At 57.6% G+C, this 24,730-nt stretch carries 23 protein-coding genes; 2 read left to right on the plus strand and 21 right to left on the minus strand.

Annotation, left to right across the window (positions count from 1 at the left end):
- Positions 1-2: 2 nt before the first annotated feature.
- The 8 genes from dapA to rplU all read right to left on the minus strand — a co-directional run bounded on the left by dapA (position 3) and on the right by rplU (position 7,295).
- Entirely contained in the window at positions 3-911 is a 909-nt protein-coding gene (dapA, locus tag ACEVJK_RS03310; protein WP_240286824.1) for a 4-hydroxy-tetrahydrodipicolinate synthase, read from the minus strand.
- A gap of 23 nt (positions 912-934) precedes the next feature.
- Positions 935-2,095: an iron-containing alcohol dehydrogenase gene (locus ACEVJK_RS03315; protein ID WP_262669476.1), complete on the minus strand. Its 1,161-nt coding sequence runs from the start codon at positions 2,093-2,095 to the stop codon at positions 935-937.
- A complete protein-coding gene (locus ACEVJK_RS03320) occupies positions 2,089-3,360 on the minus strand; it encodes a four-carbon acid sugar kinase family protein (RefSeq protein ID WP_186852199.1) in 1,272 nt (423 codons plus the stop codon). Before ACEVJK_RS03320 ends, ACEVJK_RS03315 begins: the two co-directional genes overlap by 7 nt.
- Positions 3,361-4,509: 1,149 nt before the next feature.
- Positions 4,510-5,790: a GTPase ObgE gene (gene obgE, locus ACEVJK_RS03325; protein ID WP_240286818.1), complete on the minus strand. Its 1,281-nt coding sequence runs from the start codon at positions 5,788-5,790 to the stop codon at positions 4,510-4,512.
- A 24-nt stretch (positions 5,791-5,814) separates the two neighbouring features.
- The gene (locus tag ACEVJK_RS03330) at positions 5,815-6,237 is read right to left on the minus strand and encodes a PPC domain-containing DNA-binding protein (RefSeq protein ID WP_147571020.1); all 423 of its coding nucleotides are present in this window, start codon (positions 6,235-6,237) and stop codon (positions 5,815-5,817) included.
- A 129-nt stretch (positions 6,238-6,366) separates the two neighbouring features.
- Positions 6,367-6,651, minus strand: a complete 285-nt coding sequence (gene rpmA / locus ACEVJK_RS03335) for a 50S ribosomal protein L27 (RefSeq protein WP_147571021.1) — start codon at positions 6,649-6,651, stop codon at positions 6,367-6,369.
- A 3-nt stretch (positions 6,652-6,654) separates the two neighbouring features.
- Complete coding sequence (locus tag ACEVJK_RS03340) at positions 6,655-6,984, minus strand: ribosomal-processing cysteine protease Prp (RefSeq protein WP_374739948.1); 330 nt, start codon at positions 6,982-6,984, stop codon at positions 6,655-6,657.
- Positions 6,984-7,295, minus strand: coding sequence for a 50S ribosomal protein L21 (gene rplU, locus ACEVJK_RS03345; RefSeq protein WP_147571023.1), 312 nt, complete (start codon positions 7,293-7,295; stop codon positions 6,984-6,986). Before rplU ends, ACEVJK_RS03340 begins: the two co-directional genes overlap by 1 nt.
- A gap of 324 nt (positions 7,296-7,619) precedes the next feature.
- On the opposite strand from rplU, the gene ACEVJK_RS03350 reads away from it, so the two are divergent.
- Positions 7,620-7,979, plus strand: a complete 360-nt coding sequence (locus ACEVJK_RS03350) for a hypothetical protein (RefSeq protein WP_147571024.1) — start codon at positions 7,620-7,622, stop codon at positions 7,977-7,979.
- A 47-nt stretch (positions 7,980-8,026) separates the two neighbouring features.
- Here the strand turns inward: ACEVJK_RS03350 and ACEVJK_RS03355 are convergent, their stop codons facing one another.
- The 4 genes from ACEVJK_RS03355 to ACEVJK_RS03370 form a co-directional block, all read right to left on the minus strand.
- Complete coding sequence (locus tag ACEVJK_RS03355; RefSeq protein WP_374739949.1) at positions 8,027-8,653, minus strand: CoA pyrophosphatase; 627 nt, start codon at positions 8,651-8,653, stop codon at positions 8,027-8,029.
- A gap of 7 nt (positions 8,654-8,660) precedes the next feature.
- Entirely contained in the window at positions 8,661-8,981 is a 321-nt protein-coding gene (locus ACEVJK_RS03360; RefSeq protein WP_147571026.1) for a hypothetical protein, read from the minus strand.
- A 53-nt stretch (positions 8,982-9,034) separates the two neighbouring features.
- The gene (gene argS / locus ACEVJK_RS03365) at positions 9,035-10,783 is read right to left on the minus strand and encodes an arginine--tRNA ligase (RefSeq protein WP_374739950.1); all 1,749 of its coding nucleotides are present in this window, start codon (positions 10,781-10,783) and stop codon (positions 9,035-9,037) included.
- Positions 10,784-10,850: 67 nt separating this feature from the next.
- Complete coding sequence (locus ACEVJK_RS03370; RefSeq protein WP_147571028.1) at positions 10,851-11,297, minus strand: DUF1934 domain-containing protein; 447 nt, start codon at positions 11,295-11,297, stop codon at positions 10,851-10,853.
- Positions 11,298-11,553: 256 nt separating this feature from the next.
- Between ACEVJK_RS03370 and ACEVJK_RS03375 the strand changes: the two genes are divergently transcribed.
- A complete protein-coding gene (locus ACEVJK_RS03375; RefSeq protein WP_147571029.1) occupies positions 11,554-11,967 on the plus strand; it encodes a hypothetical protein in 414 nt (137 codons plus the stop codon).
- 135 nt (positions 11,968-12,102) lie between these two features.
- Here ACEVJK_RS03375 and ACEVJK_RS03380 read toward each other — a convergent pair whose 3' ends face one another.
- The 9 genes from ACEVJK_RS03380 to ACEVJK_RS03420 form a co-directional block, all read right to left on the minus strand.
- Positions 12,103-12,951, minus strand: coding sequence for a metal ABC transporter permease (locus ACEVJK_RS03380; protein WP_240288874.1), 849 nt, complete (start codon positions 12,949-12,951; stop codon positions 12,103-12,105).
- Positions 12,948-13,751 carry a metal ABC transporter ATP-binding protein gene (locus ACEVJK_RS03385; RefSeq protein WP_186852202.1) on the minus strand — a complete coding sequence of 268 codons (804 nt, stop codon included), beginning with the start codon at positions 13,749-13,751 and terminating at the stop codon, positions 12,948-12,950. Before ACEVJK_RS03385 ends, ACEVJK_RS03380 begins: the two co-directional genes overlap by 4 nt.
- Positions 13,748-14,689: a metal ABC transporter substrate-binding protein gene (locus ACEVJK_RS03390; protein ID WP_186852203.1), complete on the minus strand. Its 942-nt coding sequence runs from the start codon at positions 14,687-14,689 to the stop codon at positions 13,748-13,750. Before ACEVJK_RS03390 ends, ACEVJK_RS03385 begins: the two co-directional genes overlap by 4 nt.
- Positions 14,690-14,828: 139 nt before the next feature.
- Positions 14,829-15,740: a hypothetical protein gene (locus ACEVJK_RS03395; RefSeq protein ID WP_186852204.1), complete on the minus strand. Its 912-nt coding sequence runs from the start codon at positions 15,738-15,740 to the stop codon at positions 14,829-14,831.
- A 107-nt stretch (positions 15,741-15,847) separates the two neighbouring features.
- The gene (locus ACEVJK_RS03400; protein WP_240286812.1) at positions 15,848-16,765 is read right to left on the minus strand and encodes an NAD(P)/FAD-dependent oxidoreductase; all 918 of its coding nucleotides are present in this window, start codon (positions 16,763-16,765) and stop codon (positions 15,848-15,850) included.
- A 97-nt stretch (positions 16,766-16,862) separates the two neighbouring features.
- A complete protein-coding gene (locus ACEVJK_RS03405) occupies positions 16,863-19,250 on the minus strand; it encodes a ribonucleoside triphosphate reductase (protein ID WP_374739951.1) in 2,388 nt (795 codons plus the stop codon).
- 187 nt (positions 19,251-19,437) lie between these two features.
- Positions 19,438-20,130 carry an anaerobic ribonucleoside-triphosphate reductase activating protein gene (locus ACEVJK_RS03410; protein WP_186852207.1) on the minus strand — a complete coding sequence of 231 codons (693 nt, stop codon included), beginning with the start codon at positions 20,128-20,130 and terminating at the stop codon, positions 19,438-19,440.
- Positions 20,131-20,133: 3 nt separating this feature from the next.
- Entirely contained in the window at positions 20,134-21,408 is a 1,275-nt protein-coding gene (locus ACEVJK_RS03415; RefSeq protein WP_374739952.1) for a hypothetical protein, read from the minus strand.
- Entirely contained in the window at positions 21,392-24,703 is a 3,312-nt protein-coding gene (locus ACEVJK_RS03420) for an AAA domain-containing protein (protein ID WP_374739953.1), read from the minus strand. Before ACEVJK_RS03420 ends, ACEVJK_RS03415 begins: the two co-directional genes overlap by 17 nt.
- Between the last annotated feature and the right edge of the window lie 27 nt (positions 24,704-24,730).

Below are 24,730 nucleotides of genomic sequence, written 5' to 3' on the forward strand. Positions count from 1 at the left end.
CCTCAGCACATGCCCTTATCCGCGTTTTCTTTCAGCACCTTTCTCAACTCCTCTACCCCCTCGTCACATAGGTAGTTGAAGGGGCGTCGACAGTCGCCCACCGGATAGCCCAGCATGGAAACAGCCTTTTTGACTACGGTGTTGGGATTTCCATATTTAAATATCGCCCGGAATGAAGCGATGGATTCCTGGGCCACTTCAGCTTCCTCCAGTTTACCGGCTTTAAACAAATCATAAATGGAGGCCAATACATGGGGATACACATTAGCACAGCCCGCAATACCACCGGCCCCTCCCGCTTTCAAGCATGGAAGGATTAAAGAGTCGTTTCCAGACAGGACTTTAAAGCCCTTGTCCAAATCCCTGGTCAGGTTGATATATGCCTGCAAGTTGTCCCAGTCGCCGCTGGAATCCTTGGCCCCCATAATCACATCCACATCCTTCGCCAGCTTGGCAACGGTTTCCGGCAGCAACTTGTTGCCAGTACGTGCCGGGATATTGTACAAAACGATGGGAATATCCACATGCTTGGCCACCTCAGCATAGTGGTTATACAACTCCTTCTGAGAGGCCAGGGCAAAGCTCGGGGTAATAATGGACAGAACATCCGCGCCCAATTCCTGAGCCTTTTTGCTCATTCGAATCGTGTCAGCAGTGGAAATACAGCCTGTGCCGGCATAGACGGGTACCCTGCCATTTACTTGGTCAATAGTAACCTCCAGCACCTCAATCTTTTCCTTTTCACTTAGTATATAGCCCTCACCATTTGTTCCAAAGGGAAACAGGCCGTGAACGCCGCCCTCAATCATTCGTTCAATTTGCTCCCGCAGCACATCCAAGTTAACGGACTCATCCGAATTCATAGGAGTGAGGATTGGCGGGATAATGCCTTTTAACTCAATCTGCATCATTTTTGCTTCCTTCTTCCTCTAAATTAAAGTATTTCAAGATACAATGCCCTGGCATCCTCAGGAGTAACCTGTCGCATATTGTTGACCAGTAGTCTCTGGACCTGCATCCCAGCCTCTACTAAGCCGTCTAGGTCTTCCGCCGGAACGCCAAACTCTTTTAGACTGGTTGGAATGTCCAAATCCTTGACGATCTTCTCCATCCAGGCCAGCATGTACGCGCTCTTTTCTTCCACAGTCACACAGGTCTTCTCTCCATGGACACAGCGGTCATAAGCGACAGCAAATCTTTCTCGGCACTCAGGCTCATTGAATCGCATGACAGGGGCCAGCAGGATTGCGTTAGAAACGCCATGGGCAATATGGTACTTGCCGCCCAATGGATAGCTCAGTGCATGAACCGCTGTAGTACCAGAGGCCGTGATGGCTAATCCCCCATAATAAGCGGCGATCTGCATCCGGTTTTTGGCCTCCATGGCCTCCGGATCGTTACAAGCATCCATGATATTATTCAAGATTAAATCCAGACCTTCTAGGGCATACAAATCACTGAAAGGGTTCGCTTTGTTGCTAGTAAAGCACTCGATACAATGGGCTAAGGCATCTACCCCAGTAGCCGCCGCAATTTTCCTGGGCAAATTTTTGATCATTCTGGCATCCAAGATCACATAGTCTGCAATCATATTTTCGTTAACTATACCCACCTTCAAGTTCTTTTCTGGTACGGCCACGATAGCATTTGGGGTAACCTCTGCCCCCGTTCCAGCAGTCGTAGGGATAAGAATGATAGGGACACACTTCTGTGCCTGACCAGGCTTGTCCAGCAGCTCCTTTACACCATACTGGTCTGTTACTAATACGCTAGCGAGTTTTGCTGCGTCCATTACCGATCCGCCACCGCAAGCGACAATTAGGTCTGCACCGGATGCCTTGAATTGGTCAACTAACTTTTGAACTGCTTTATAGGAAGGTTCTGCGGGAAGATCATCCAGCACATAGTAGTCGGCACCAGATGCCTTCACAGCTTCCTCAGGTAAGGCGAACAAGCCGCAGCCTTCGATGCCTTTATCTGTAAACATAGCTACCCGTTTTGCTCTACAGTTTTGAATAATAGCAGTGATGTTCCCGATGGCATTCTCTCCACCATATACTGCGTGGGGCATTTTCAAATTGTATTCTTTCAGCATACTAATTCCTCCTCGCCACTGTGGGCAATTATTTTGGCTAGATCAGTCAGCAATTCCGCTGAACCAAATCCTCCGGATTTTGAAATTAGATCGATTCGTTTCCCATTGTACTCTGTTCGGGAAAGAACCACCCCAGGCACCAGTTCACACACTGGAATCAAACTGTCTTGATTAATTTCCCTCATAAATGCCAACAGTGTGTCACCACCAGTCAGCATCAGTGTCGCTTCCAAACCGCCTTCGAGCATCCGCTCTAATAGTCTTCCCATAGACTGGGCAATAGCGCTTCTTGTCGCTTCTATATTCATATCCCTAGTCAGCGCATAGCTGCGGGTCTCCTCAGCTTCCTCCGGTCCTCCACAATCGATTATAGCGGCTGTACTATGTTGGAGCTTGTTCAGCCATTGAGCAAGAACACACTCTCCATCCTCACTCTCCAACCAGGTGGGATCCAATTTCTGTTGTGGTGTCAATCGGATACGATGCATGCCATTCTTTTCCGCAGTGTCCAACTGCTCTATAGTGATGGGATTGATGCTACCACACACGGTGATGAGGCGTGGATTCATAGCGGGTCGTCTACAGTCATACTGTGTCAGATTTAGCAATTTTGGCAATACCGCGGCTAATCCGGCACAACCCGCCAGCAGTTTCAGCTGATGGCAGTCATTCAATCTTTGAGCGATTTGAAGAAGGTCCTCGTCGGTGACTGCATCATAAATCAAAATACCTTCTTTATCGGGTATGTCTTCTCCCGCAGCGACTAAATATGTTGGTATATTACTTTGCTCCCCAATTATGTTCTGGATATTTGAGTGCCTGACTGGCTCAAAAGGGTCAGAACCGAACACGCTGTCTGCCACTGGGACCTGCCCAATATAGTGGATGCCATTTACTGTTACTCGATTCATTTTAGGAAAGGCCGGAATAAAATGGAGCTGTTTACCATGGGCCGCAGCCCGCATAGCAGAAAGTTCACTGCCTATATTGCCCCTCAATGCGGAATCTATCTTTTTATAGATACAGGAGACAGAGGCCTGCTGGGCCTGACTCACGATCTTTGCCACGATCTCTCCAGCCTCTGCTGGAGGCATATGCCGAGTCTCAGCAACAATAATAAGCACTTGGACTCCCTGTTCCAGCCCAGCAAAAATATTCTGGTTTTGGGGGGTATATACTCGAACCAAGGTCCCTTTAGCCTTAAATTGTATTCCTGTGTCCAAAGCCCCAGTAAAATCATCTGCAATAACCAGTAGCTTAATCATGACATTCCCTCATTCAAACTGCTTTATTTTGGAACATCCTTAATCTTTGAAAATGAGTTTGAGAAAAGACATCCCTATATATCATTTACTTAATCAAATCCTAACTTTTGTTTCTTTTCATATCAATCCATTTGACTTGTAAAAATTGTTTATATTTGAAACGATTTCTCTAGCGTTTTATGCAAAAATATATCTCGCCGCCCTCTCATATAGGAAAGCCCTCTATCATCATTGGGCAGTATGACCATATCTAATTGCTTATGGGCATAAAAATCCCCCCGCGGATACCGTGGAGGGATCTTGGGGGCATTTCCTGTTGTCAATCTACGCTAACTCGGCTTCACTGGTATACATTTTACCATTTCACTGTTCCCTCTCCTATGGTGTAGCCGTTTTTATTCCTGGATGTAAGGTAGAAGGAAAAAGGTAGAAGAAAGAAGGCGCGTAACTTTGTCATGACCTTTGGATAATGGGAAGACAGCAATATAAATCGTTTCATACCATATCTAACATACGCAAGGGACCAAATTTCCTTCTGACACATATTCGGCAGTAATAGCAGTAAAATAGTGTATGTCTTATATAAATAGACCTACCCCCCATTTTTAAGTACAGATACTTCCTCTATCAACAAACTTATAGAAATAGATGCAGGTCCGTCCTAGTCTTTTGATAGCCCTCCTAAATTCATTACCCAACTATTCCTGTATGGACTGTTCACTCTATTTTTGCCCTCTTTGGGTAGCCAAATGTATTGCTAAACATTTGCTTAACCGTACGAATACAAATATCGGTTTTCTTGCTGGCGGCCTCGTAATCGTCTATATTGTTGCCTGTATATTTTTTTATTCTGTTAGTTGACGGCAAAGCTGGATTTTACCAATAGACTTACTACGTCTTGGTTTACACTACTTTACTGTGTGCATAAAGTTATACCGTAATATACCAAAAGCCCTTCAAAAAACAACTAGTCGGAATTTCAGGAATAACGGATCTTCTACTATTTTTTAGGAAATATAGTAACGGGCAACAAAATTTTATATAAGATTCTAAAATCAAAAGCTTTATGTAAATACAGTACGAAAAAATTTCCTCCATATACGAAAAACACCGTTCCGAAATTATGGAACGGTGTTTTTATAGATAAAATTACCTTTGGTATTCGAACTCCAGGTCGTACATGGACACGATATCCCCGTCCTTGATGCCCATCTCCTCCAGCTTGTCGAACAGACCGGACTGGCGCAGCTTCTGGTCGAACCAGTTGCGGCTCTCATAGTCGGAGAAATTGACGTTGGCGATAAGCCGCTGGAGCCAGGGGGCGTCCACCACCCAGGTGCCGTCAAACTCCTGGATATTGACCTCTCCCTCGGTATCCACCTCCGGGGGCCGCTCCACATAGGTGGGCTCGTACACCACCACGGGAGGCAGCTGGGCCAGCTCCTGGGCGCATCGCTTTATCAGCTCCTGGGTGCCCTGGTGGGCGGCGGCGGACATCTCAAAGAGCTCCAGTCCCTTTCCCTCCACATGGGCCCGCAGCTTGTCCAGCAGGGCGGGGTCCTCCATGATATCCACCTTGTTGGCCACCACCAGCATCTTCCGCCCAGCCAGTTCGGGGGAGTATTGGGCCAGCTCCTCATTGATGGCCTCAAAGTCGGCCACTGGGTCCCGGCCCTCGCTGCCCGACACGTCCACCACATGGACCAGCAGCCGGCAGCGGTCGATATGCCGCAGGAAATCGTGGCCCAGGCCAGCGCCCTCCGCCGCCCCTTCGATGATGCCGGGGATGTCGGCCATGACGAAGGACACCCCATCCTCCACATAGACCACCCCCAGGTTGGGAAACAGGGTGGTAAAATGGTAGTTTGCGATTTTGGGCTGGGCCCGGCTGACCACCGACAGCAGGGTGGACTTGCCCACGTTGGGGAAACCCACCAGCCCCACGTCGGCCAGCAGCTTCAGCTCCAGCACCACATCCCGGCTCTCTCCGGGCAGGCCCGCCTTTGCGAACCGGGGCACCTGCCGGGTTGGGGTGGCAAAGTGCTTGTTGCCCCAGCCGCCCCGCCCCCCTTTACACAGGATGAAGGGCCTGTCGTCGGACATGTCCCTGATGATCTCCCTGGTCTCGGCGTCCCGGATGATAGTGCCCCTGGGGACCTTGAGGACCAGGTCCTCCCCGTCCCTGCCGGTACATCGCTTGCCGCTGCCGTCGCCCCCATTTCCCGCCACATACTTCCTCTTATAGCGGAAATCCATCAGGGTGGACATATGGTCGTTGACCTCTACCACAATATTTCCGCCCCGGCCGCCGTCGCCCCCGTCGGGGCCGCCGGCCGCCACATATTTCTCCCGGTGGAAGGAGACCACACCGTTTCCCCCGTTGCCAGAGCGGACGGTGATCTTTGCGGTATCTACAAAAGGCGCTGCCATCTGGGGCACCTCCTCACTCTCAAATCAAAATTCCAGCAGGTTCAGCCCCACTGTATCGCTGAATTTCCGCCCTACCTGGCCGTCCCACACCTGGAGGAACAGCTCCAGCGTGGCGCTGATGGTGGCGGAGGACAGGTGGCCGGCATGGACCTGGCCGGTGACCGGATTGCCGATGGTAATGTGGAGGTGGAGATAGGGCTCGCCCTCCTTACGGGTGACATTCCCCACCAGAGCGGAAATTTCATAGTCCCCCTGGTATCGCTGGGAGTAGTATTTCTTCTCCACTGTGTTGAAAATACCAATGGTCACGTCGTTGGCCGCCCCAAGAGCGGATACGCTGGCCAGTTGGATACTCTCCTGCTCCACCAGCCGGGTCAGGCTGCCCACGATCTCCTCGCCGGGGTCCAGGCGAAGCACATAGCCCTGTTCAAATTTGCGGTAGTCCATATTTTATCCTCCTTCACAATATTCCCCGTTTTCTGTCCCATATCCTTGTCCAAGGCGGGGCGTCACATTCCGGGACTGGAAAAAGGCCGCAAACGGAGTCCGTTTGCGGCCTTCTGTTAAGCAACGAAATTACTGGGCGATCTCCACAATGGAAACCTGCTTGCGATCCTTGCCCAGGCGCTCAAACTTGACCCTGCCGTCCTTCAGAGCAAACAGGGTGTCGTCGCTGCCCTTACCCACATTGACGCCGGGATGGATGTGGGTGCCGCGCTGACGGACCAGGATGTTGCCGGCCAGCACGAACTGTCCGTCGCCCCGTTTGACGCCCAGGCGCTTGGCCTCGGAGTCACGGCCGTTCCGGGTGGAACCAACGCCCTTTTTATGGGCGAAAAACTGCAAACCGATATTCAGCATAACTTACACCTCCATGACGGAAATATTTTCTGGGTACTCCTCTGCCAACTGGACACAGTGGACCATCAGCGCCACCAGAAGGGTCTGGCAGGTGCTCTCGTTAGTCTGGCCCAGAGCACTGGGGAGCTTGAGGGAGATGGATGCGTCCTTTTGCTTCACCTTTACAGCGGCCTCCAGCCCCAGTACGTCGTTGACGGCGCACTCGGTTAGGCGCACGGCGCTGGTGATGGCGGCGCAGACGATGTCTTCTCCCTCCGGGGCATAACCGCTGTGGCCCTTCACCTCGAAGCCCACGATCCGGCTGCCCTCAGTCTGAAAGGTTACGGTGGTCATCAGGCCTTAATAGCGCCGATCTGCACCTTGGTATAGGGCTGGCGGTGGCCCTGACGCTTCCGATAACCCTTCTTGGGGGTGTACTTGAAGATACGGACCTTCTTGCCCTTGCCGTTCTTCACGACAGTGGCAGCCACAGAGGCACCCTCCACCACGGGAGCGCCGAAGGTAGCCTTGTCCCCATCCAGGATGGCCAGCACCTGGTCAAAGGTGATGGTCTGTCCGGCCTCGGCCTCCAGCTTCTCGATAAACAGGGTGTCCCCTTCGTTCACTTTGTACTGCTTGCCGCCGGTCACGATGATTGCCTGCATTTGTTTCAACTCCTTCATTACGGGCTCGCTCTCGCAGGAGGGGGCCGTTCCCCGCTTGTCACACCTGGGTCCCCTTGCGGCCGGGTCGTTCACTCCCCTGACCGGAAATCTGGTGCTTTTCCTGTTCAATGCGGCTATGATAGTTTATCAGCAGAGCAGAAGGTTGTCAATAGAAAACGGAGATTTTTTCTCCTGTTTCCACCTTTTTTGGCCTCTTTCCTCCAAAGGTGGAATATACCATCCAATTAATAAGAATCACTTGCGTTAATATTTGTTCTGTGCTATATTCTTCTCATCCAATACCATTGAGAGGAGGCGTTCCCCATGAAATTCAAGCCCGAATTGTCCACCGCCGTCCTGGAGCGGCAGCTTCTGGACCGGGAATTTTCCGCCGCTTGGGAGGCGGGGCGGGTGCGTCTGGGGGAAAGCTGTCTGTTCTTTCCCAAATTTTCCGGCACTACCTATCTCCCATACAGCCAGATTGTGAACGCCTATCTACGTCAGGAGGAGGTCAACGCCAATTTGTGCTGTGGCCGGGCCAATTTTGACCAGTTTTTCCTCATGGTCCGTGGGACCGACGGCCAGCTGCGCCGGGGACAGGTGCTGTCCAAGGAGAAGGGGAAGGAGGCCCTGGCCCTCCTCGCTGCCGCCAATCCCGCCATTGAGATCGGCTACCACCCCTGACCAGACATAGGCAAAACGGCCCGGCCGCATAGGCGGCCGGGCCGTTTTCAGTTCCTCTCCAGGGAGCGGACCAGCGCCACCAGATGGCGGGTGATCCGGGCGGTGAGTCCCCAGATGGCCCGCCCCTTCCAGGGGTAGATGGGGACGTTCTCTCCTCCCGGCTGCCAGCGGTAGTCCCGCGGGATGCCCACCAGCTCATAGGGGAAGTTCTCCCCCGTCTGGGGAATCAGCTGATAGTCATACTCCAGGGGCTGGGTGGCCAGCAGGTGGCGGAGGGGCACCAGAAAGGTCTCCTCCACCTCCGCCGAGTTTGGGCACATTTTCTCTACCGCCCTCCTGTCCACCAGGGCCAGGACAGGGTACATGATGAAGTTGGCCCGGTGGGCGATAAAGTCCAGCCGTCCCAGCACCCGGACGGCAGACCGGGGGATGGACAATTCCTCCTCCGTTTCTCGCAGGGCACATTCCTCCGGGGACTCTACCCCCTCAATCCGGCCGCCGGGAAAGCACACCTCCCCCGGCTGGCGGCGGAGTGTATGGGCCCGGACCTCGTACAGCAGGGACAGGCCCTCCTCTCCCTTCACCATGGGGACCAGTACCGCATATCTCCCCGTGGCGTCCATCAGGCCGGGCTGGCGGCGGGCCAGCAGGCGAGTCAGCGCATCCAGTTCCATAGCCACCTCACACCAGGTTGTTGTACAGCAGGGCAAAGGTGAACAGCAGCCCAATGAGGGAGCCAGCCAGATAGACCCACTCTCTTGGCCAGCGCCAAAACAGGGCGGCAAAGATCTCCGTCATTGCCAGATTGAGCAGCAAGCCCTGCCCCTTGGGGACATAGTGGTGGTTCGCCGCCGTTGGGGGCCTGATGGTCACCATATCAGGCAGCAGCCCCCAGCCCACTAGAGCGCCCAGCAGGCCCAGCACCACCAGCAGGTAAGTGATCAGGTTGCGGTGGCGCTGAAGGGCGTCCCTCTGGCGTGGGAACCATTCACGCTTTGCCATGGCTCATCCTCCTTTGGAAAAACACGCCCCGTCGGGGCGTGTTTTCCCGTTCTTTACATCTTTTCTGGGGCGGACACGCCCAGCAGCTTTAGGCCGTTAGCTAGAACGGCACGCACTGTGTCCGCCAGCTTCAGCCGAGCGGACAGCACAGCGGACTCCTCTCCCTTGATGCGGCAGGCATTATAGAACCGATGGAAGTCCCCAGCCAGGGCGGACAGATACCGGTTGATGCGGCTGGGGTCATAATCACGAGCCGCCAGATGGAGCTCCTCGGGGTATTGGGCCAAGGACTTTACCAGGGCCAACTCCTCTGCCGCCGCCATCAGGCTGGCGTCCACCTCCGCGGCGGCGGGCACCTTGGCTCCCTCCTCCGCCAGGCGGCTCACCAGGGAGCAGATGCGGGCGTGGGCGTACTGGACATAGTACACAGGGTTGTCGCTGTCCTGGCGAACCGCCAGGTCCAGGTCAAAGTCCACCGGGCTGGTGGCCGTCCGGGAATTGAAAAAGTACCGGGCAGCGTCCACGCTTACCTCGTCCAGCAGGTCGTGGAGGGCGATGGCCTTGCCCGACCGCTTGGACATTCGGACAGGCTTGCCGTCCTGCATCAGGTTGACCAGCTGCATCAGCACAATGACCAGCCGGTGGGAGCCGTCCAGCCCCAGCGCGTCCAGGGCAGCCTGGAGTCGGGCCACATGGCCGTGGTGGTCGGCGCCCCAGATGTTGATGGCCAGATCAAAGCCTCGCACCTCCAGCTTGTTCCGGTGGTAAGCGATGTCAGCGGCAAAGTAGGTGTAGAAGCCGTTGGCCCGGCGGAGCACATCATCCTTCAGATCCAGCTTGTCCACCTGCTCCTGGCTCTTGCCCTCCCGCATGAATTTCTCCTTGAGCAACTGAGTGGTGTTCAGCCATAGGGCCCCGTCCTTCTCATAGGTCCAGCCCTTTTCGGTGAGCATCTGTACCGTTTTTTCCACATAGCCGCTGTTGTGCAGCTCAGACTCGAAAAACCACTGGTCATAGACGATGCCGTATTTCTTCAGGTCCTCCCGCATCTTGGGGATGTTGACCGACAAGCCGTATTCGGCCAGCTTGTCCAGCCGCTCCTCCTCGGGCAGGTTCCCCCAGCTTTCCCCGTGGGCCTCATAGATGGCCTTGGCCAGCTCCCGGATGTCATCCCCATGGTATCCCTCCTCGGGGAAGGGGAAATTGTCCTCCCCCAGAAGGAGCTGCATATACCGGGCGTTGATGGACACGGCGAACTTGTGGATCTGGTTGCCGGCGTCGTTGACGTAGAACTCCTTCCAGGTGTCCCAGCCGTCCCGGGCCAGCACATTGGCCAGGGTGTCCCCCAGCACGCCCCCCCGGGCGTTGCCCATGTGCATGGGGCCAGTGGGGTTGGCGGAGACGAACTCCACCATGACCCGCTTGCCCCGGCCCTCCTCGCCGGAGCCGTAGCGGTCCCCCTCAGTCTCCACGGCGGACAGCACCTCGCCGTACCACTTGGGGCCCAGAGTGAAGTTCAAAAAGCCGGGGCCGGCGATCTCCACCTTCTGGAAGTAGCTCCCCCCCAGTTCCAGGTGGTCCACGATAATCTGGGCGATCTGCCGGGGGGCCATATGGAGAGCCTTGGCACCGGCCATAGCGAAGGAGGAGGCGTAGTCCCCATGGGAGGTGTCCTTGGGGATCTCCACTGTGGCCCTCACCTCGGCTCCAGCGGGGAGTAAGCCCTCGGCGGCGGCCTTCTCATAGGCCGCCTGGGTCAGTTTGGCCACCTGTGCCTTGGCGCCTTGGATCATATTTGTCATAGCGATCACATCCTCATTTCTCACGCGGACTTTCTCTCCATCGCCCGTCCCGCGTCTGTATATTTCTCTACTGCTTCAGGCTCCCGGAACCCTCCGCCTCCTTAAATTGGATACAAAAAATATTCCTGCTGGCTACCGCGTGGTCCACCTCGATACAGTAGTCGATCTCGATGTTCCCGCCGTGGTCGTCCAGCTCGGCCAGCAGGTGCCGGGTATTCACCCCGATGGCCATTGCGCCATAAGGTGTATTGTACATGGAGAGGTGGCGCCGCCCCTCCCGGAACACCATCTGGGTATTGAACTCGCCCACCCGCATCAGGGTGACCTGCTCCCCCTCCACCTGGATGGTGGTCATCGTCCCCTCCAGGCCGGTGAGCTCACTCTCCTGATAGGAGAGGGTGTAGCCAGCCTCGTCCTGGGCCAGCCGCCCGGCGGTGACCAACTCGACAGCGCCGGGCTCCCCTCCGTCGTATTTCTGCGTCCCTTTGATGGAGATGATGACATCCTTTTCCATGAGTCCCTCCAGGGTATTCATTCTCGCGCCGCGGAGGCGGACCGCCACCGGGCAGGGGGTATTATACCCTTCCCCGCCCTGGTTGTAAAGGGCAGAGGGGGCGAAGCTAGGTATTTTTTATTTTATGTTATCTTCTCTGGAAAGACAAGGGGAAATTTCCATGGAAAATACCCGTTTTTTCTCCGTTCCCCTATTTGACAATCCCTCAGACTTGATTATAATATAGATACCCATTCCAAGGAAGGAGGTCCTGACGATGAACTTGGAATTGAGTAAGAAGCAATTTCGCCGTCTGCTGGACCTGGTATACATCGGCAACTGGATCCTGAACTCCACCCGTGGAGACCAGCGTTTCGCCGACTATGACCAGGTGGAGAGCCTGCTGTTCGGCCGGGCCGCTTTAGAGGGGATGCCTGATCTGGCCGAGCTGTACCAGGGGGAGGTTGTTCCCTCCAGGGCCTTTGTGGAGGGAGGCATCCACGAGGCCATCATTGAATATGAAAACAACGTCTTTTTTGATATTCTGGCCGAGGACCTGGCCCGCCGGGACATGGATGACGCCCCCATCGATGAGAGCAACTACGCCGAACTGACCAGCCGCATCGACGCCTATATCGCCGAATTTGAGGAACACGGCACAGACAACATTTTAGTGGATATTGATAGCTGATCCGCCCTTTTGATTCAACTAGACCGTAAGGTATGGATATACTGGCCAAATCAACGGCCATTTCACCTGAGAAGTATTTCCTTTTTTCAAGAAAAACAGGCGCGCCCCCAGTTATCTGCTGGGGGCGCGCCTATTTTATCCCTTTTTCCGGAGCAAAAACGACAGCGCAAACCACACCGCGAGATAGAGAGTGATAGACGCTCCAGCGGAGGGACCCAGATGATAGGAAGTCATCAGGCCGGCCACGCCGGCCAGCACCGCTCCCAGCAGAGAAAACAGATGGTACTGCCTCATGTTCCGGGCCAGGTTCCGGGCCGCCGCCGCGGGCAGCACCAGCAGAGAATTGATGACCAGCAGGCCCACCCAGGTCATGGACAGGGTGACCACCACGGCGATGGCTACGGAAAACACCGTCTCCTGCCAGAACACCTGAATCCCCCGGCTGTCTGCCAGGGCCGGGTGAACAGCGGACAGCATCAGCTTGTTGAAGGACAGCAGCCACAGGGCCAGCACCAGCAGCAGAATACCCGCCAGAACCCCGATCATGGCCGGCTCCACCGACAGGATGTCGCCGATAAGCAGGCTGTTGAACTTGGTGAAGGACCGGCCGTTCATTGTGGACAGGAAGATACCCAGCGCCACGGCGGTGGAAGAGAACACCCCGATGACCGTATCGCTGGCCAGAGCGGACCGGCGGCGGACCAGGTTGAACAGCAGGGCGAAAACCACCGCAAAGATCACCGCCGCCAGCGTGGGGCGGTCGAAGCCACAAATGGCTCCGATGGCCATGCCGGTGAAGGCGGAATGGCCCAGGGCGTCGGAGAAAAAGGACATCCGGCTGTGGACCACCATAGTGGACAGGATACCGAACAGGGGCGTGATGACCAGCACGGCCAGCAGGGCGTGCTTCATAAAGTACATCTGCCCAGGCTGGGCCCAGTCAAAGGGCAGGACCGACAGGAGAGAATACCAAAGCTCCATCAGCGCTCTCCCCCTCTCCCCATCCGCAGATGGAAGGTGTCATAGAATTCCGGAGAGGACAGCACCTCGTCCGGCGGACCCGCCCGCAGCATTCTCTTATTCAGCAAAATGACCTTGTCCGCGAACTGGCCCAGGGTGGCGAAGTCATGGGTGGACAGGAAGATGGACAGATCATATTGGGTTCTTAGCTCATCCAGCATCTCCAGCAATTGGTGCTCCCCCTCAATATCCACGCCGGACAGGGGCTCGTCCAGAATCAGAATGTGAGGCACTGGCTCCAGGGCCAGGGCCAGCAGCACCCGCTGGAGCTGGCCACCGGACAGGGCCCCCATGGGCCGGTCCAGTAAGTCCTCCCCATGGACACGGGCCAAGATGGCCGCCGCCCGGTCCCGGTATTCCCGCGGGATAGGGAGAAAAACCGGCCACTTAGAGGTTGCGGCGGTAAAGAAGTCTAAAACTGACACCGGGTCCCCCCGGTCAAAGCTGGGAGACTGGGGCACATAGCCCACCAGTGGCCGGGTGCCCCCAGCCGCCGCTCCGTCGGCCAGCCGGATGGCGGGGCCGCCCGCCGGGGAGAAGGTAATACTCCCTTTATAGGGGGTCTGCCCTAAAATGCTTCGAAAAAGGGTGGATTTGCCAGCGCCATTTGGTCCGATCAAAGCCACGATCTCCCCACAGTGTAGGTGGAAGGACACATCCTCCAGGATCTGGTCCCCCTCCATGCTGACGGACAGGCCCTCCAGTTTCAGGCAGCAGGAGTCGGCGCAGCCACCGGATAATTTTCCATGCTTGAACTTTCTCATCCCAGAGCCTCCCTCACCGTCTCTAGATCTCCCTTCAGCCGGGAGATGTATTGCTCCATGATCTTCTCCAGTCCCCAGTCCTGGGGCACGTCGTCACCGCTCATCAGCATATCCAGCATCCAGACCTGACAGCCCGTCTCCCGTCCGATAGCGTTGGCGGTGGCGTCAGAGCCGTTGACCTCGGTAAAGATTGCCGGAATATCATGCTCCCGCACCAGCTGGGAGATCTCCACAATCTCCTTGGCGGAGGCCTCGCTGCCCGCCTCCTCCTCGATGGCAGCCAGCAGCTCCAGATCAAAGGCCCTGGCAAAATATTGGAACCCGTCGTGGAAGGTAATCAGTTCCCGGTGGGTCAACCCACCACCGTCCCGCCCCTGGTATGTATCCAGCAGCTCTCTCTCCACCAAGTCAGCGGCCAGCCCAGTATTGGTCCGGAGCAGAGGCTCCCACTCCGGCATAATTTGAACAAGTCCCTCTACTAGATTGTCCAACATGGTGGGCACGCTGGCAGGGTCCATCCAGTAGTGGGGGTCATAATGGCCGTGATCATGGTCCTCGTCCCCTTCCTTGTGGTCGTGGGAGAGATTTTCCAGCAGCTCTGCTCCAGCGGAGCAGTCCACCACCTCCGCGTCCGAGGTGGCTAGGGCATCGGACAAAAAGTCCTCCAGCCCCGCCCCGTTCAGGGCAATCAGGTCGGCTCTCTCCAGCTTTTTCATGTCCGCCATGGACAGGGTGTAATCGTGGAGGCAGCTGGCGCTTCCTGTGTCCAGCCGCTCTACCACTACCCCCTCCGTCCCATCGGTCACCGCCCGCGCAAACAGATAGATGGGATATGTGGTGGCCACCACAGTCACTCTTTCCTTTTCTTCCTGGGCCGCACATCCAACTGCGGGCAGGAGCAAGGCCAGCAGCAGGAAAGCTAAAATAATCTTTTTCATGGAAACCTCTTTTGAAAAAATTGAATCCCCTGGCCGCACCTGCGGCGCATGGGGTATCCGGAACTGATTTAGTATATCGCAGTTTCCTCTGTTTGTAAAGGAAGGCTGTCCGCCAGTAAGCGGACAGCCTTCCTTTTCATTAAAATATTCCGGGGACGAACAGGGCCAGCACCCAACCCAGGGCCAGCGACAGGCCGTTGGCAGCCAGCGCATAGGCGGCGAGTTGTTTCCCCCGCCCCTTCCCACCGGGCATGAGGCCGAGATAGGCCCCTCCTTCTGCCAGCACCACCCCCAGCTCCATCAACAGATAGGGCAAGAACAGGAACATGGTGCCATTCTTATAGGCGTACCAGTTTAGTCCCAGGTTCAGCGCGCCCTGGGTAAGCAGGTTGACAACCAGAATCAGCGCCATCTGCCCCCTGCTCCGCAGATGGAACAGCCAGGCCACCCCCAACTCCGCCCCAACCGTCAGCACCACCCGGACGGCCAAGGAAACCAGCTCCTTGGTGTAGTCATAGCTCCGAGCCGCCGTTGGGAGCCGGACCGCCCCGCCAGGCTCCAACTCCGCCCCGGACAGATCCAGATGGTAGTAGCTGTCAAAGGCGTACTGCTCGCAGGTCTGGCTAAGAACGACGGCATTCTCCCCCGGAAACCACAGCGCTATCTGGAACTGGTCCGGCGGGTAGTAGGTCCAGGCAAACGCTCCATCGGAGGCGTCCCACACCTCCTGAAGGAAAAACCAGTCCCTCCTCTCCTCCTCATACTCGGCGAAGGCAGCCCATGCGGGATACTCCGGATCAAGCTGGGTATACCGTGGCAAGATATGCTGGTTTTTTACCCACTGCCCCCTCTCACTTTCCCGCCACAGAGAGCTGTGTGGGCCGGTGGAGGAACGGGCAGACAGCAGGGTGGCCCAACAAGCCCGCCCCTCCAGTCCCTCGATCGTTACATTCACTGACGGCTTGGGCCCCGTGTCCCCGTAGACGGGCAGAGCCATGGCGGACAACATCAGAAGCAGGCAGGCCAATCTGATCAGCGTCTTTTTTCTCATGTCATTTCCCTCCCAATCATCCATGTCCCCGCCACTCCCGGCGGTACATTTCTACTGGTATAGACGGAAAAACACGCTTCTCATGACAGGTCCGGGGCCATCCTCATTTAATTCTTGCGCTGGTCCACATAGCGGCAGGCAGCCAGACCAGCCACAGCCCCGTCGCCCACGGCAGTAGTCAGCTGGCGGACCTCCTTCGCCCGACAGTCACCGGCGGCGAAAACCCCAGGCAGGCTTGTAGCGCAGTCCTCATGGACCACAAAATAGCCTCTGTCGTCCGTCATGACCAGGTTGGCAAATATCTCGTTCCGGGGCTCCTGACCCACGGCCACAAAAAGGCCGTCAACCTTCAGCTCCTCCTCTGTCCCCCTCTTCCGGTCAGCCAGCCGCAGGCCGGTCAGCTCCCCGTTGGCTTGTAACAGGCCGGTCACCTGGCTAGACAGGCGGAAGTCCACATTGTCACGGCCGCGGAGCTGGTCCACCAGCCGCTGTTCCCCCCGGAACAGGTCCCTTCGGTGGATGACCGTCACTTGGGCGCACCGCTGGGACAGAAAGAGGGCCTCCTGGAGGGCCGCATCACCGCCGCCCACCACCGCCACCGGACGCCCCTGGTAAAAGGCCCCGTCACACACCGCGCAGTAAGACAGGCCAGCTCCCACCAGGTCGGCCTCCCCAGCCAGTCCCAGCTTCCGGTGGCTCACCCCAGTGGCCAGCACCAGGGCCAGACACTCCTCCGTTCCTCCGTCCGTTGTCAGCTCAATAACCTCTCCTCTGGTGCGCATGGCGGACACGCCCTCCATCCGCAGCTGCGCCCCCTGCTCCCGGACCTGCCGGGCCAATTGGTCGGCAAAGTCGCCGCCCCTCATGCCGGGCAGTCCCGGATAGTTCTCCACCAGGGGGGCATAGGCGATCTGACCGCCCAAAGTCTCCTGCTCCAGGACCAGGACCGACTTGCCCGCCCGGGCAGCATACAGGGCGGCAGTCAGACCGGCGGGCCCGCCGCCCACAACGATAATATCATACATATCAAAGCACCTCTTCCTGTCAGGTCGTGGAAGGAAAAACAGCCCCGGAATCCGGGGCTGTTTTTATGATACACGAGTTTGTCCTCCAGCGCAAGGGTCATCCTACACTGGCGGGCCGATTCTCCTGGATAAACTGGCGGATGGGCCCCAGGCCAACCACCTTCGCCGGGCCGCCCTGTCCCTCAAAGACTAGGGTTGGGGCCTGGCGGACGCTGTATCGAGTGGTCAGGTCGGGATTTTCCTCTGCCAGCACCTTCCGGTAGGGGATGCCCGCCTTCTGTAACTGTTCCTCCGCCTGACGGCAGTTGGGGCAGGTCCGGGTGGCGAAGAGCATCAGTTCCTCCGTGGGAACAGGCCGGGCCGCATGGTCCTCCACCGTCACTTGGCTGCCGGCGATGCCCGCCCGGCGCAGAGAGGAGCGGCTAATGTCGTACACCTTTCGGTCCTTGAACTCCTGACTCTTGCCGTCGTTCCAGTTCTTCACCGGGCGGTAGTAGCCGGTAATACGGCTGTACACCTCGGCTTCCTTGCCACAGTGGGGACAGACGTGCTGCTCCCCTGCCAGATAGCCGTGGTCGGCGCAGACCGAGTAGGTGGGGGACATGGTGTAGTAGGGCAGCTTATAATTCTCCGCAATCTTCCGCACCAGGGCGGCAGCCGCCTTCCAGTCGGGCAGCTTCTCCCCCAGGAAGGCGTGGAACACAGTACCTGAGGTATAGAGGGTCTGGAGCTCATCCTGGACATCCAAGGCGGAGAAGATATCCTCGGTGTAGCCCACGGGCAGATGGGAGGAGTTGGTGTAGTAGGGGGTCCCGTTCTCATTGGCGGTGATGATGTCGGGGAACTGGGCCTTGTCGTGCTTGGCGAAGCGGTAGGTGGTGGACTCGGCGGGGGTGGCCTCCAGGTTATAGAGGTCGCCGTACTTCTCCTGATAGTCGCTTAAACGCTCCCTCATATGGTTGAGCACGTCCTTGGCAAAGGCCTGGGTCTCCTTGTGGGTCAGGTCAGCCTGGAGCCACTTGGCGTTGAGCCCCACCTCGTTCATGCCAATCAGGCCAATGGTGGAGAAATGGTTATCAAAGCTTCCAAGATAACGTTTTGTATAGGGATACAGCCCCGCATCCAGCAGCTTAGTGATAACGGTGCGCTTGGTCTTCAGCGATCTGGCCGCCACGTCCATCAGGTGGTCCAGTCGCTTGTAGAAATCCTCTTCACTCTCCGCCAGATAGGCGATGCGGGGCAGGTTGATGGTGACCACGCCCACAGAGCCGGTGGACTCGCCGGAGCCGAAGAAGCCGCCGGACTTTTTCCGCAGCTCCCGCAGGTCCAGCCGCAGGCGGCAGCACATGGAGCGCACGTCGGAGGGCTCCATATCGGAGTTGATGTAATTGGAGAAATAGGGGGTGCCGTACTTGGCGGTCATCTCAAAGAGAAGCTTGTTGTTCTCCGTTTCGCTCCAGTCAAAGTCACGGGTGATGGAGTAGGTGGGGATGGGATACTGGAAGCCCCGGCCATTGGCGTCCCCTTCGATCATGATCTCGATGAAGGCCTTGTTGACCATATTCATCTCTTTTTTACAGTCGCCGTAAGTAAAGTCCATCTCCTTCCCACCCACGATGGTGGGCAGGTTCTCCAGGTCCTTGGGCACCGTCCAGTCCAGGGTGATGTTGGAGAAGGGGGCCTGAGTCCCCCAGCGGGATGGGGTGTTCACGCCGTAGACAAAGGACTGGATGCACTGCTTGACCTCCTTCTGGGTCAGGTTGTCCACCTTGACAAAGGGGGCCAGATAGGTGTCGAAGGAGGAAAATGCCTGGGCCCCAGCCCACTCATTCTGCATGATGCCCAGGAAGTTGACCATCTGGTTGCACAGGGTAGACAGGTGGCTAGCGGGGGAGGAGGTGATCTTACCCGGAATACCGCCCAGCCCCTCCTGGATGAGCTGCTTCAGAGACCAACCGGCGCAGTAGCCGGTGAGCATGGACAGGTCGTGGATGTGGATCTCGGCGTTCCGGTGGGCGTCAGCAATCTCCTGGTCATAGATCTCACTGAGCCAGTAGTTTGCCGTAATAGCCCCGGAGTTGGACAGAATCAGACCGCCCACGGAGTAGGTGACGGTGGAATTCTCTTTCACCCGCCAGTCGTTGATCTGCAGATAGTCATCCACCAGGTCCTTGTAGTTCAGCAGGGCGGAGTTGACATTGCGCACCTTCTCCCGCTGCTTGCGGTACAGAATATAGGCCTTGGCCACATCGGCGTAGCCCGCCTCAGACAGCACCCGCTCCACACTGTCCTGGATATCCTCTACGGCGATCCGGCCGTCCTTGATCTTGGGCTCAAAATCGGCGGTGACCCGCAGGGCCAGCATATCGATCACACTGGGGTGATACTGCTTCTCCATGGCCTCAAAGGCTTTGGTAATGGCGGCGGATATCTTGTTGAGCTCAAAGCTGGCGGCGGTGCCGTCCCGTTTTGTCACCTGGTACATCAGAAGTCCCTCCACATTTCTTTCTATGACAAAGCCGGCCTCTCCCGGCGTTTCAGCGCCTTTTTACTATACCACCGGCTGGAGCGGCCGTCAATATATAGTTTCAAATATTTTCAACAAACACAATATCTTGTTGCTATATACAAAAAGGCGAGGGCAACTTTTGGTCACCCTCGCCAAAGCCCTCTCACTCCAGCCCCCGCAGGCTCACCTCGTCCACATAAGGGCGAACCAGGGCGGCGAAGCCCTCCAGCTCCTCTCGGGAGCAGGGGTGGAGGCCCGGCTGGAGTACGGTGTCCCGGTCCGCGAAGGACTGGAGGAAGTACCTCCTGGCGCCGGACAGCCAGGGGCCGATGGCCCGGAAGGAGTCCCGGTTGTGAAACTCCCGTACCACGGTGGTCCGAAATTCATAGTCCACCGCCCCAGACAGCAGATAGGACACGCTGTCCCGGACAGACGCCAGCTCCAGGCCGTACACCCCCGCTGTTTCCCCGTACCGCTCCGGGCTGTTCTTCACGTCCATGGCCACATAGTCCACCAGCCCCTCCTCCACCAGCCGGCGCAGCCGGTCCGGATGGGTGCCGTTGGTATCCACCTTGACCCGAAAGCCCAGCTCCTTGATCTCGCCCAGCAGTAGGGGCAGGTCGGGGCGCAGCAAGGGCTCCCCCCCTGTGACGCACACCCCGTCCAACAGGCCCTTTCGTCTGTTCAGGAAGGCCAGAAGCCCCTGGTCGTCTGTTTCTGGGGGACAGGTGCCGGTAACCAGCTCGCCGTTATGACAGAAGGGGCAGCGGAAATCGCAGCCGCTCAAAAAGACGGTGCAGGCCACTTTGCCGGGATAGTCCAGCAGCGTCATTTTTTGCAGTCCGTGTATCTCCATGGCTTATACCTCCTCTCTCTCCGTACGGGCCAGCTCCTGGGGGCTGTCGGCGGGCCGACGGCGGACCGTCAGCCTATCCAGGTACCGCTGGTCCTCTTCCTCCCCCTCCGGTCCGGGACGGTGTTCTAAAAGTGTCTGCTGGAGCCGGTCCAGCTGCCCTTCGTCCAACACGGGGTGGCAGACGCTCCCCATAGTCTGCGGCTGTGTGTTGGCCAGCCAGGGGTTGCGGTACAGCTCATGGAGGGCGTCTATTCCCCGGCCCTCGCCGGCCTGGGCCAGCAGGACCTCTATATCCTGGTCGGTCACCCGGAAATGGAGATTGCCCTGGTCGTCCAGATAGCCGGTTTTGGCACATTGGCCCAGAGAGCGGGGAAAACCTCTCAGCGGGATATAGAGCCGGTCTCCCCTGCCCTCCGCCAGCTGCTGTGCCGTCCAATCCCGGCTGTTCTCCAGCAGGCCAAGGATCTGTTTGCGCAGGTCAGGTCTCCGGTAGAGCAGGGGAGAAAAAATCTCAGAGGGCTCCCCGGTGTAGTAGTCCAGCGCCTCCGTCTCGCCCCCCTGCCAGCATACGAAGTAGTAGGGAGTAAAATACTGCTCCAAAGGCTCTCCGCTATTGAGGACCACCCGGCTCACCCGCTGGGGCAGATTGCGCTCGATCCGCTCCTGGCCGGACCAGGGGTCCAGGATGCGCCGCTTCAGAGCCTCCTCCTCCAATACCACCCGCTCGTCGAACATGTCCAGTGGCAGTCCGTCCCGGAAGGGTACCTTGGCTCCCTCCTCATGGTGGAGGGAAATGTAGAGGTCCTGGCTGTTATAGGGGATCAGCCGGGTACCGGGCTGATACTCCCGCGTCAGGGGAATCAGCCCCAGGGCGTCCACATAGAGCCGCCGCAGCGACCGGGCCGGGTATATCTTCCTACCTCTTTGGATGGACTTGGCACACAGCTGGGTGTATTCCAACCCCTGGGGTCCTTCCACGATGTGCCCCTGGGTTATCAGCGCGGAGTAGAAACTCTTGGCCATCTCCACTCCCTCCAGCCCAAGCAGGCGGAGCAAATCGTCCCGGTCCTTCAACCGCTGGCTGGGGGCGCACTCCATCACCGCCCGGTCCATAAATTCCTCCAGCACAGACCAATCGCTCTCCAACTCCTCTACCAGCTCCAAAGGCAGTCCATAGACCGGGTGGTACACCTTGGCGAAGCAGGCCACCGGCCGTACGGCGGCCAGGGCGCTCAATATCTCATTGACCCGGCGGGGCCGGTTATTCTTCCTTGCCATGGGACACCTCCAGCCGCTGATAGACGCCGTTCTGCCGGCAGTAGTCCAGCAGAGCGGAGAAATACTCCCGGGGGTAGCGGCTCCCCTGGAAGGGGGGCTTTTTGGCCCGGGTCTGGGTCAGGGTCTCGCTGTCCCCCACCATGACCAACAGCCGCTTGGCCCGGGTCATGGTCACGTTCAAGCGGCGGACCTCGCTCTCAAAGCCAATGCCGTGCTGGGGGGAGGAGCGGACAAAGCAGTAGAAGATGATCTCCTTGTCTCTCCCCTGAAAGGAGTCCACCGTGGCGATGTCGATCCGGTCCAGGATCTCCTGGGCGTGGAGCTTGTCACCTTCGCACAGCTCCCGGGCGAGGGCAGGGAGTAAGAATTTGCGGATGCGGCCAATCTGCTTCTTATAGGGGGTGATGATACCCACCGAGCGGTAGTTCAGCTCCACGTCAAACTCCCGGCTGCCGTCAAAATCCTTGACCACATAGGGCAGCTGTTTGAGTATCTTGACGGTTTCATCCACCAGGATCCTAGCTTCACAGTCGTTATATACTCCCTCGCCTCCCTCCGCCATGGTCTCCTCCTTGTCGGGCAGGCCGATGGTATCCAGAAAGCGGATGGGGGCTTCGCCCCCCCGAAGGGGCAGGACACGGTATTCATCCAGGCACCCGGTTTGGTAGGTCCCGTGATAGAACTGGTCCGAGATGTACCGCGCGATGGAGCTGTGCATCCGGAACTGGGTATCCAGCATGACTTTATTTGCCTCCGGCGCCCGCTCGAACAGTTCCTCAAAGAGGCTGACGGAATAGTATCGGTCCAGGCCCTCCTCCTGCTGGAAGCGTTCGTCCTCCTCCATGCGCCGGATCAGGTCGCTGTCTGACACAGGGGGCAACTGAAGGTGGTCTCCGATGAGGATGACCTTCCTGGCCTTGGCCATGGGGACGATTACGTCGTGGAGGGTAATCTGGCCCGACTCATCCACGATGGCAACGTCGTACTCCAGCTTTTTAAAGTTCCGGTCCGTTTCGCTGGAAATACAGGTGGCCCCGATGACCTTCACCTGGGCAAACAGGGCGTCCTCCAGTTCCTCGCAGCGGTTTTGCAGCTCCCGCTCCCACTGGCTCAACAGTTGGAGACGGGCTCTCCAGGTCCGCTCCTTGGCCTGGAGATCAGCCAACTCCCGGAGGATATCGGTCGCCAACTGGCCCACATCCACATCCCGGCTCCCCATGCCGTGCTCCACACAGTACCGGGCCAGCAGCTCTCGGGCAAAGGCCAGCCGCTCCTCGGTATGCTCCAGTTCCTGCTCCCACTCCTTCGTCCGTTTGGAGCGGAACAGGGCCAGCAGCTTCATCCACAGGCGCTGTCCCATCAGCCTTCGGCGCTCCTCCAGCAGCTCCTGATAGCGTCCGGCGCTCTGGGCACAGTCCTGGAGGGCGGAGATCTGGGGGGCAAGCTCTGTCATCTCCTCCTCCAGCCTGGCCCGCTGGCGACCGCTGTTTCGGAGCACGTTTCGCTGCATGGTCAGCAGCTTCCGGTTGGTCCATACCTCTCGGACTACGGGGACTTGGATTTTCTCCTCGTCAGTGGTCAGGCGGACACAGTCTACCTGCTTCTCCACCAGCTTTTCCAACACATTGTCCACCGCTAGATTGTTCTTGGAACTGATCAGCACCCGCATCCCCCGGTCTACAAACAGGCGGACCATCTCGATAATAATGGTGGTCTTTCCTGTGCCGGGCGGTCCCTGGACCAGCAGGAAATCCTTAGTGGCCACTGCCAGGTCTACCGCCCGTTTTTGGGCGGGGTTTCCTTTTCTGGCCACTTGCTCCACCGGCCCCATGGGGGCATACCGCCCTTCCAGCAGGATGTCCAGAATAGAGCGGTTCACCGCCTTGTCCTCCGCCAGAGTCTGGAAGGCGCTCTTCTGGATCGCGTAGCCGATATTGGGCCGGCTGAACAAAGTGCCCTCCTTCGGCAGGGCGTCCAGGGTACACTCCCGCCGCTGGGGCAGCTTGACCCATACCGCTGGGCGCTGGCTTTCATACCGGACGATGGTCCCAGTGCGCCGGCTGTTCTCTCCCGGCTCCTCACCCAGGCCGCACAGCACCACGCCCTGTCCCTCCAGCTCCTGACCGCTCTGGGAAGAAGGCTCGGCCAGCAGGAAACAGTAGGTGCCGCCCTCGGCGTTGAACTGGTCCGTGCTCTCGATACCCCGGTAGGACAGCCGGATGGCCTTCTCCTGCTCCAAAGCCGCCTCGGCGTCGATCAGGTCACAGTGAAGGGTACAGTAATCCACCCGTTTCTGCTGCTCCTCTTCGGGCCGCTGTTCCTCCTCCCGTTCCAACTCCACCTGGCCCAACAGGCAGAAGTAGCTGTCCACCCGGCTAATGAACTGCTCCACATAGGCCAGCTCCACGCCGGACTGCCCCTTCCTGGCCAGAGATATTTTTTTATTGTGCCGGAAGCGGGCAGTCCGCCCTAACATATTCACCGTATCCAGGGTGGTCTTTCTGTGCCGGAAATGGATGGTAGCGTAGTAGTTGCCGCTGGAAACAAATTTTTTCCACTGCAGCTCAAAGACACAGTTAGCGGAATAGAGGAGGTATTGGGCATATTGCTCCGTAATCTTTCCTGGCTGAATCCACAAGTAGTCGTTCAGAGCCAGCTCCTCTTTGACCAGCCGCTCCAGCTCCCCGTTGGGGATGGTCCTCCGCTCCATCTGCTCCGACGGAAAGAACAGCGGAGTGGGGCCGGTCAGGTCCAGGCCCTCGGCCAGCTCCGCCCGTAGGGTGGCCGCCTGCCGCCCGTCCACAGGAGGTGTCAGCCCAGTTGGACAGCCAGCCACCTGCACCCCCGTCTGGCGGGCCGGAGGATTGCCCAGAGGGTATCCCAGATCACGTTCGGCCTGTACGGTCCTTTCCGTAGCTTCTCCGCCAATCCGGATTCCATTGGCCGCCTTTCCGGTCCCCACAGAGGCTCTGCCCCTCTCCTCCAGCCAGGCAGCGCCTCCATCGGCCCAGCGGAGCAAGGCCCCTATCTTTTCCCGAAAGATCCATAGTCCAGCAGGGATCAGAGGCAGAAAGAATTTTACATACTCGACCAGCCTCCACAGCAGGAAGCCTGCCGTCAGACACAGCAGCAGCCGGACAGTCATCGTCCGCAGCAATATTCCCTGCCTGTGTTCCTGGAGAAACACCAGGCTCCGGCTGCTGATACAGGCACTGACTCTCTCCGCGGCCAGAAAAAGCAGTCCGGTCCCAATCGGCCCTGACTCTATTATGATGTCGTAAAGAACATCACACAAAAACAACCATATCCCAATGGCAAGAAA

It is taken from the genome of Flintibacter sp. P01028 (genome assembly GCF_041925235.1).
Classification (GTDB): domain Bacteria; phylum Bacillota; class Clostridia; order Oscillospirales; family Oscillospiraceae; genus Lawsonibacter; species Lawsonibacter aceti.

Excerpts from the sequence above, each read along its gene's own strand:
- argS (WP_374739950.1), bottom strand. The coding sequence starts at position 10,783 with ATGACAAATATGATCCAAGGCGCCAAGGCACAGGTGGCCAAACTGACC.
- rplU (WP_147571023.1), bottom strand. The coding sequence starts at position 7,295 with ATGCAGGCAATCATCGTGACCGGCGGCAAGCAGTACAAAGTGAACGAA.
- ACEVJK_RS03315 (WP_262669476.1), bottom strand. The coding sequence starts at position 2,095 with ATGCTGAAAGAATACAATTTGAAAATGCCCCACGCAGTATATGGTGGA.
- ACEVJK_RS03370 (WP_147571028.1), bottom strand. The coding sequence starts at position 11,297 with ATGGAAAAGGATGTCATCATCTCCATCAAAGGGACGCAGAAATACGAC.
- ACEVJK_RS03330 (WP_147571020.1), bottom strand. The coding sequence starts at position 6,237 with ATGGACTACCGCAAATTTGAACAGGGCTATGTGCTTCGCCTGGACCCC.
- ACEVJK_RS03390 (WP_186852203.1), bottom strand. The coding sequence starts at position 14,689 with ATGAAAAAGATTATTTTAGCTTTCCTGCTGCTGGCCTTGCTCCTGCCC.
- ACEVJK_RS03360 (WP_147571026.1), bottom strand. The coding sequence starts at position 8,981 with ATGGCAAAGCGTGAATGGTTCCCACGCCAGAGGGACGCCCTTCAGCGC.
- ACEVJK_RS03340 (WP_374739948.1), bottom strand. The coding sequence starts at position 6,984 with ATGACCACCGTAACCTTTCAGACTGAGGGCAGCCGGATCGTGGGCTTC.
- ACEVJK_RS03405 (WP_374739951.1), bottom strand. The coding sequence starts at position 19,250 with ATGTACCAGGTGACAAAACGGGACGGCACCGCCGCCAGCTTTGAGCTC.
- ACEVJK_RS03415 (WP_374739952.1), bottom strand. The coding sequence starts at position 21,408 with ATGGCAAGGAAGAATAACCGGCCCCGCCGGGTCAATGAGATATTGAGC.
- ACEVJK_RS03395 (WP_186852204.1), bottom strand. The coding sequence starts at position 15,740 with ATGAGAAAAAAGACGCTGATCAGATTGGCCTGCCTGCTTCTGATGTTG.
- rpmA (WP_147571021.1), bottom strand. The coding sequence starts at position 6,651 with ATGCTGAATATCGGTTTGCAGTTTTTCGCCCATAAAAAGGGCGTTGGT.
- ACEVJK_RS03400 (WP_240286812.1), bottom strand. The coding sequence starts at position 16,765 with ATGTATGATATTATCGTTGTGGGCGGCGGGCCCGCCGGTCTGACTGCC.
- ACEVJK_RS03385 (WP_186852202.1), bottom strand. The coding sequence starts at position 13,751 with ATGAGAAAGTTCAAGCATGGAAAATTATCCGGTGGCTGCGCCGACTCC.
- ACEVJK_RS03350 (WP_147571024.1), top strand. The coding sequence starts at position 7,620 with ATGAAATTCAAGCCCGAATTGTCCACCGCCGTCCTGGAGCGGCAGCTT.
- obgE (WP_240286818.1), bottom strand. The coding sequence starts at position 5,790 with ATGGCAGCGCCTTTTGTAGATACCGCAAAGATCACCGTCCGCTCTGGC.
- ACEVJK_RS03355 (WP_374739949.1), bottom strand. The coding sequence starts at position 8,653 with ATGGAACTGGATGCGCTGACTCGCCTGCTGGCCCGCCGCCAGCCCGGC.
- dapA (WP_240286824.1), bottom strand. The coding sequence starts at position 911 with ATGATGCAGATTGAGTTAAAAGGCATTATCCCGCCAATCCTCACTCCT.
- ACEVJK_RS03375 (WP_147571029.1), top strand. The coding sequence starts at position 11,554 with ATGAACTTGGAATTGAGTAAGAAGCAATTTCGCCGTCTGCTGGACCTG.
- ACEVJK_RS03410 (WP_186852207.1), bottom strand. The coding sequence starts at position 20,130 with ATGGAGATACACGGACTGCAAAAAATGACGCTGCTGGACTATCCCGGC.
- ACEVJK_RS03320 (WP_186852199.1), bottom strand. The coding sequence starts at position 3,360 with ATGATTAAGCTACTGGTTATTGCAGATGATTTTACTGGGGCTTTGGAC.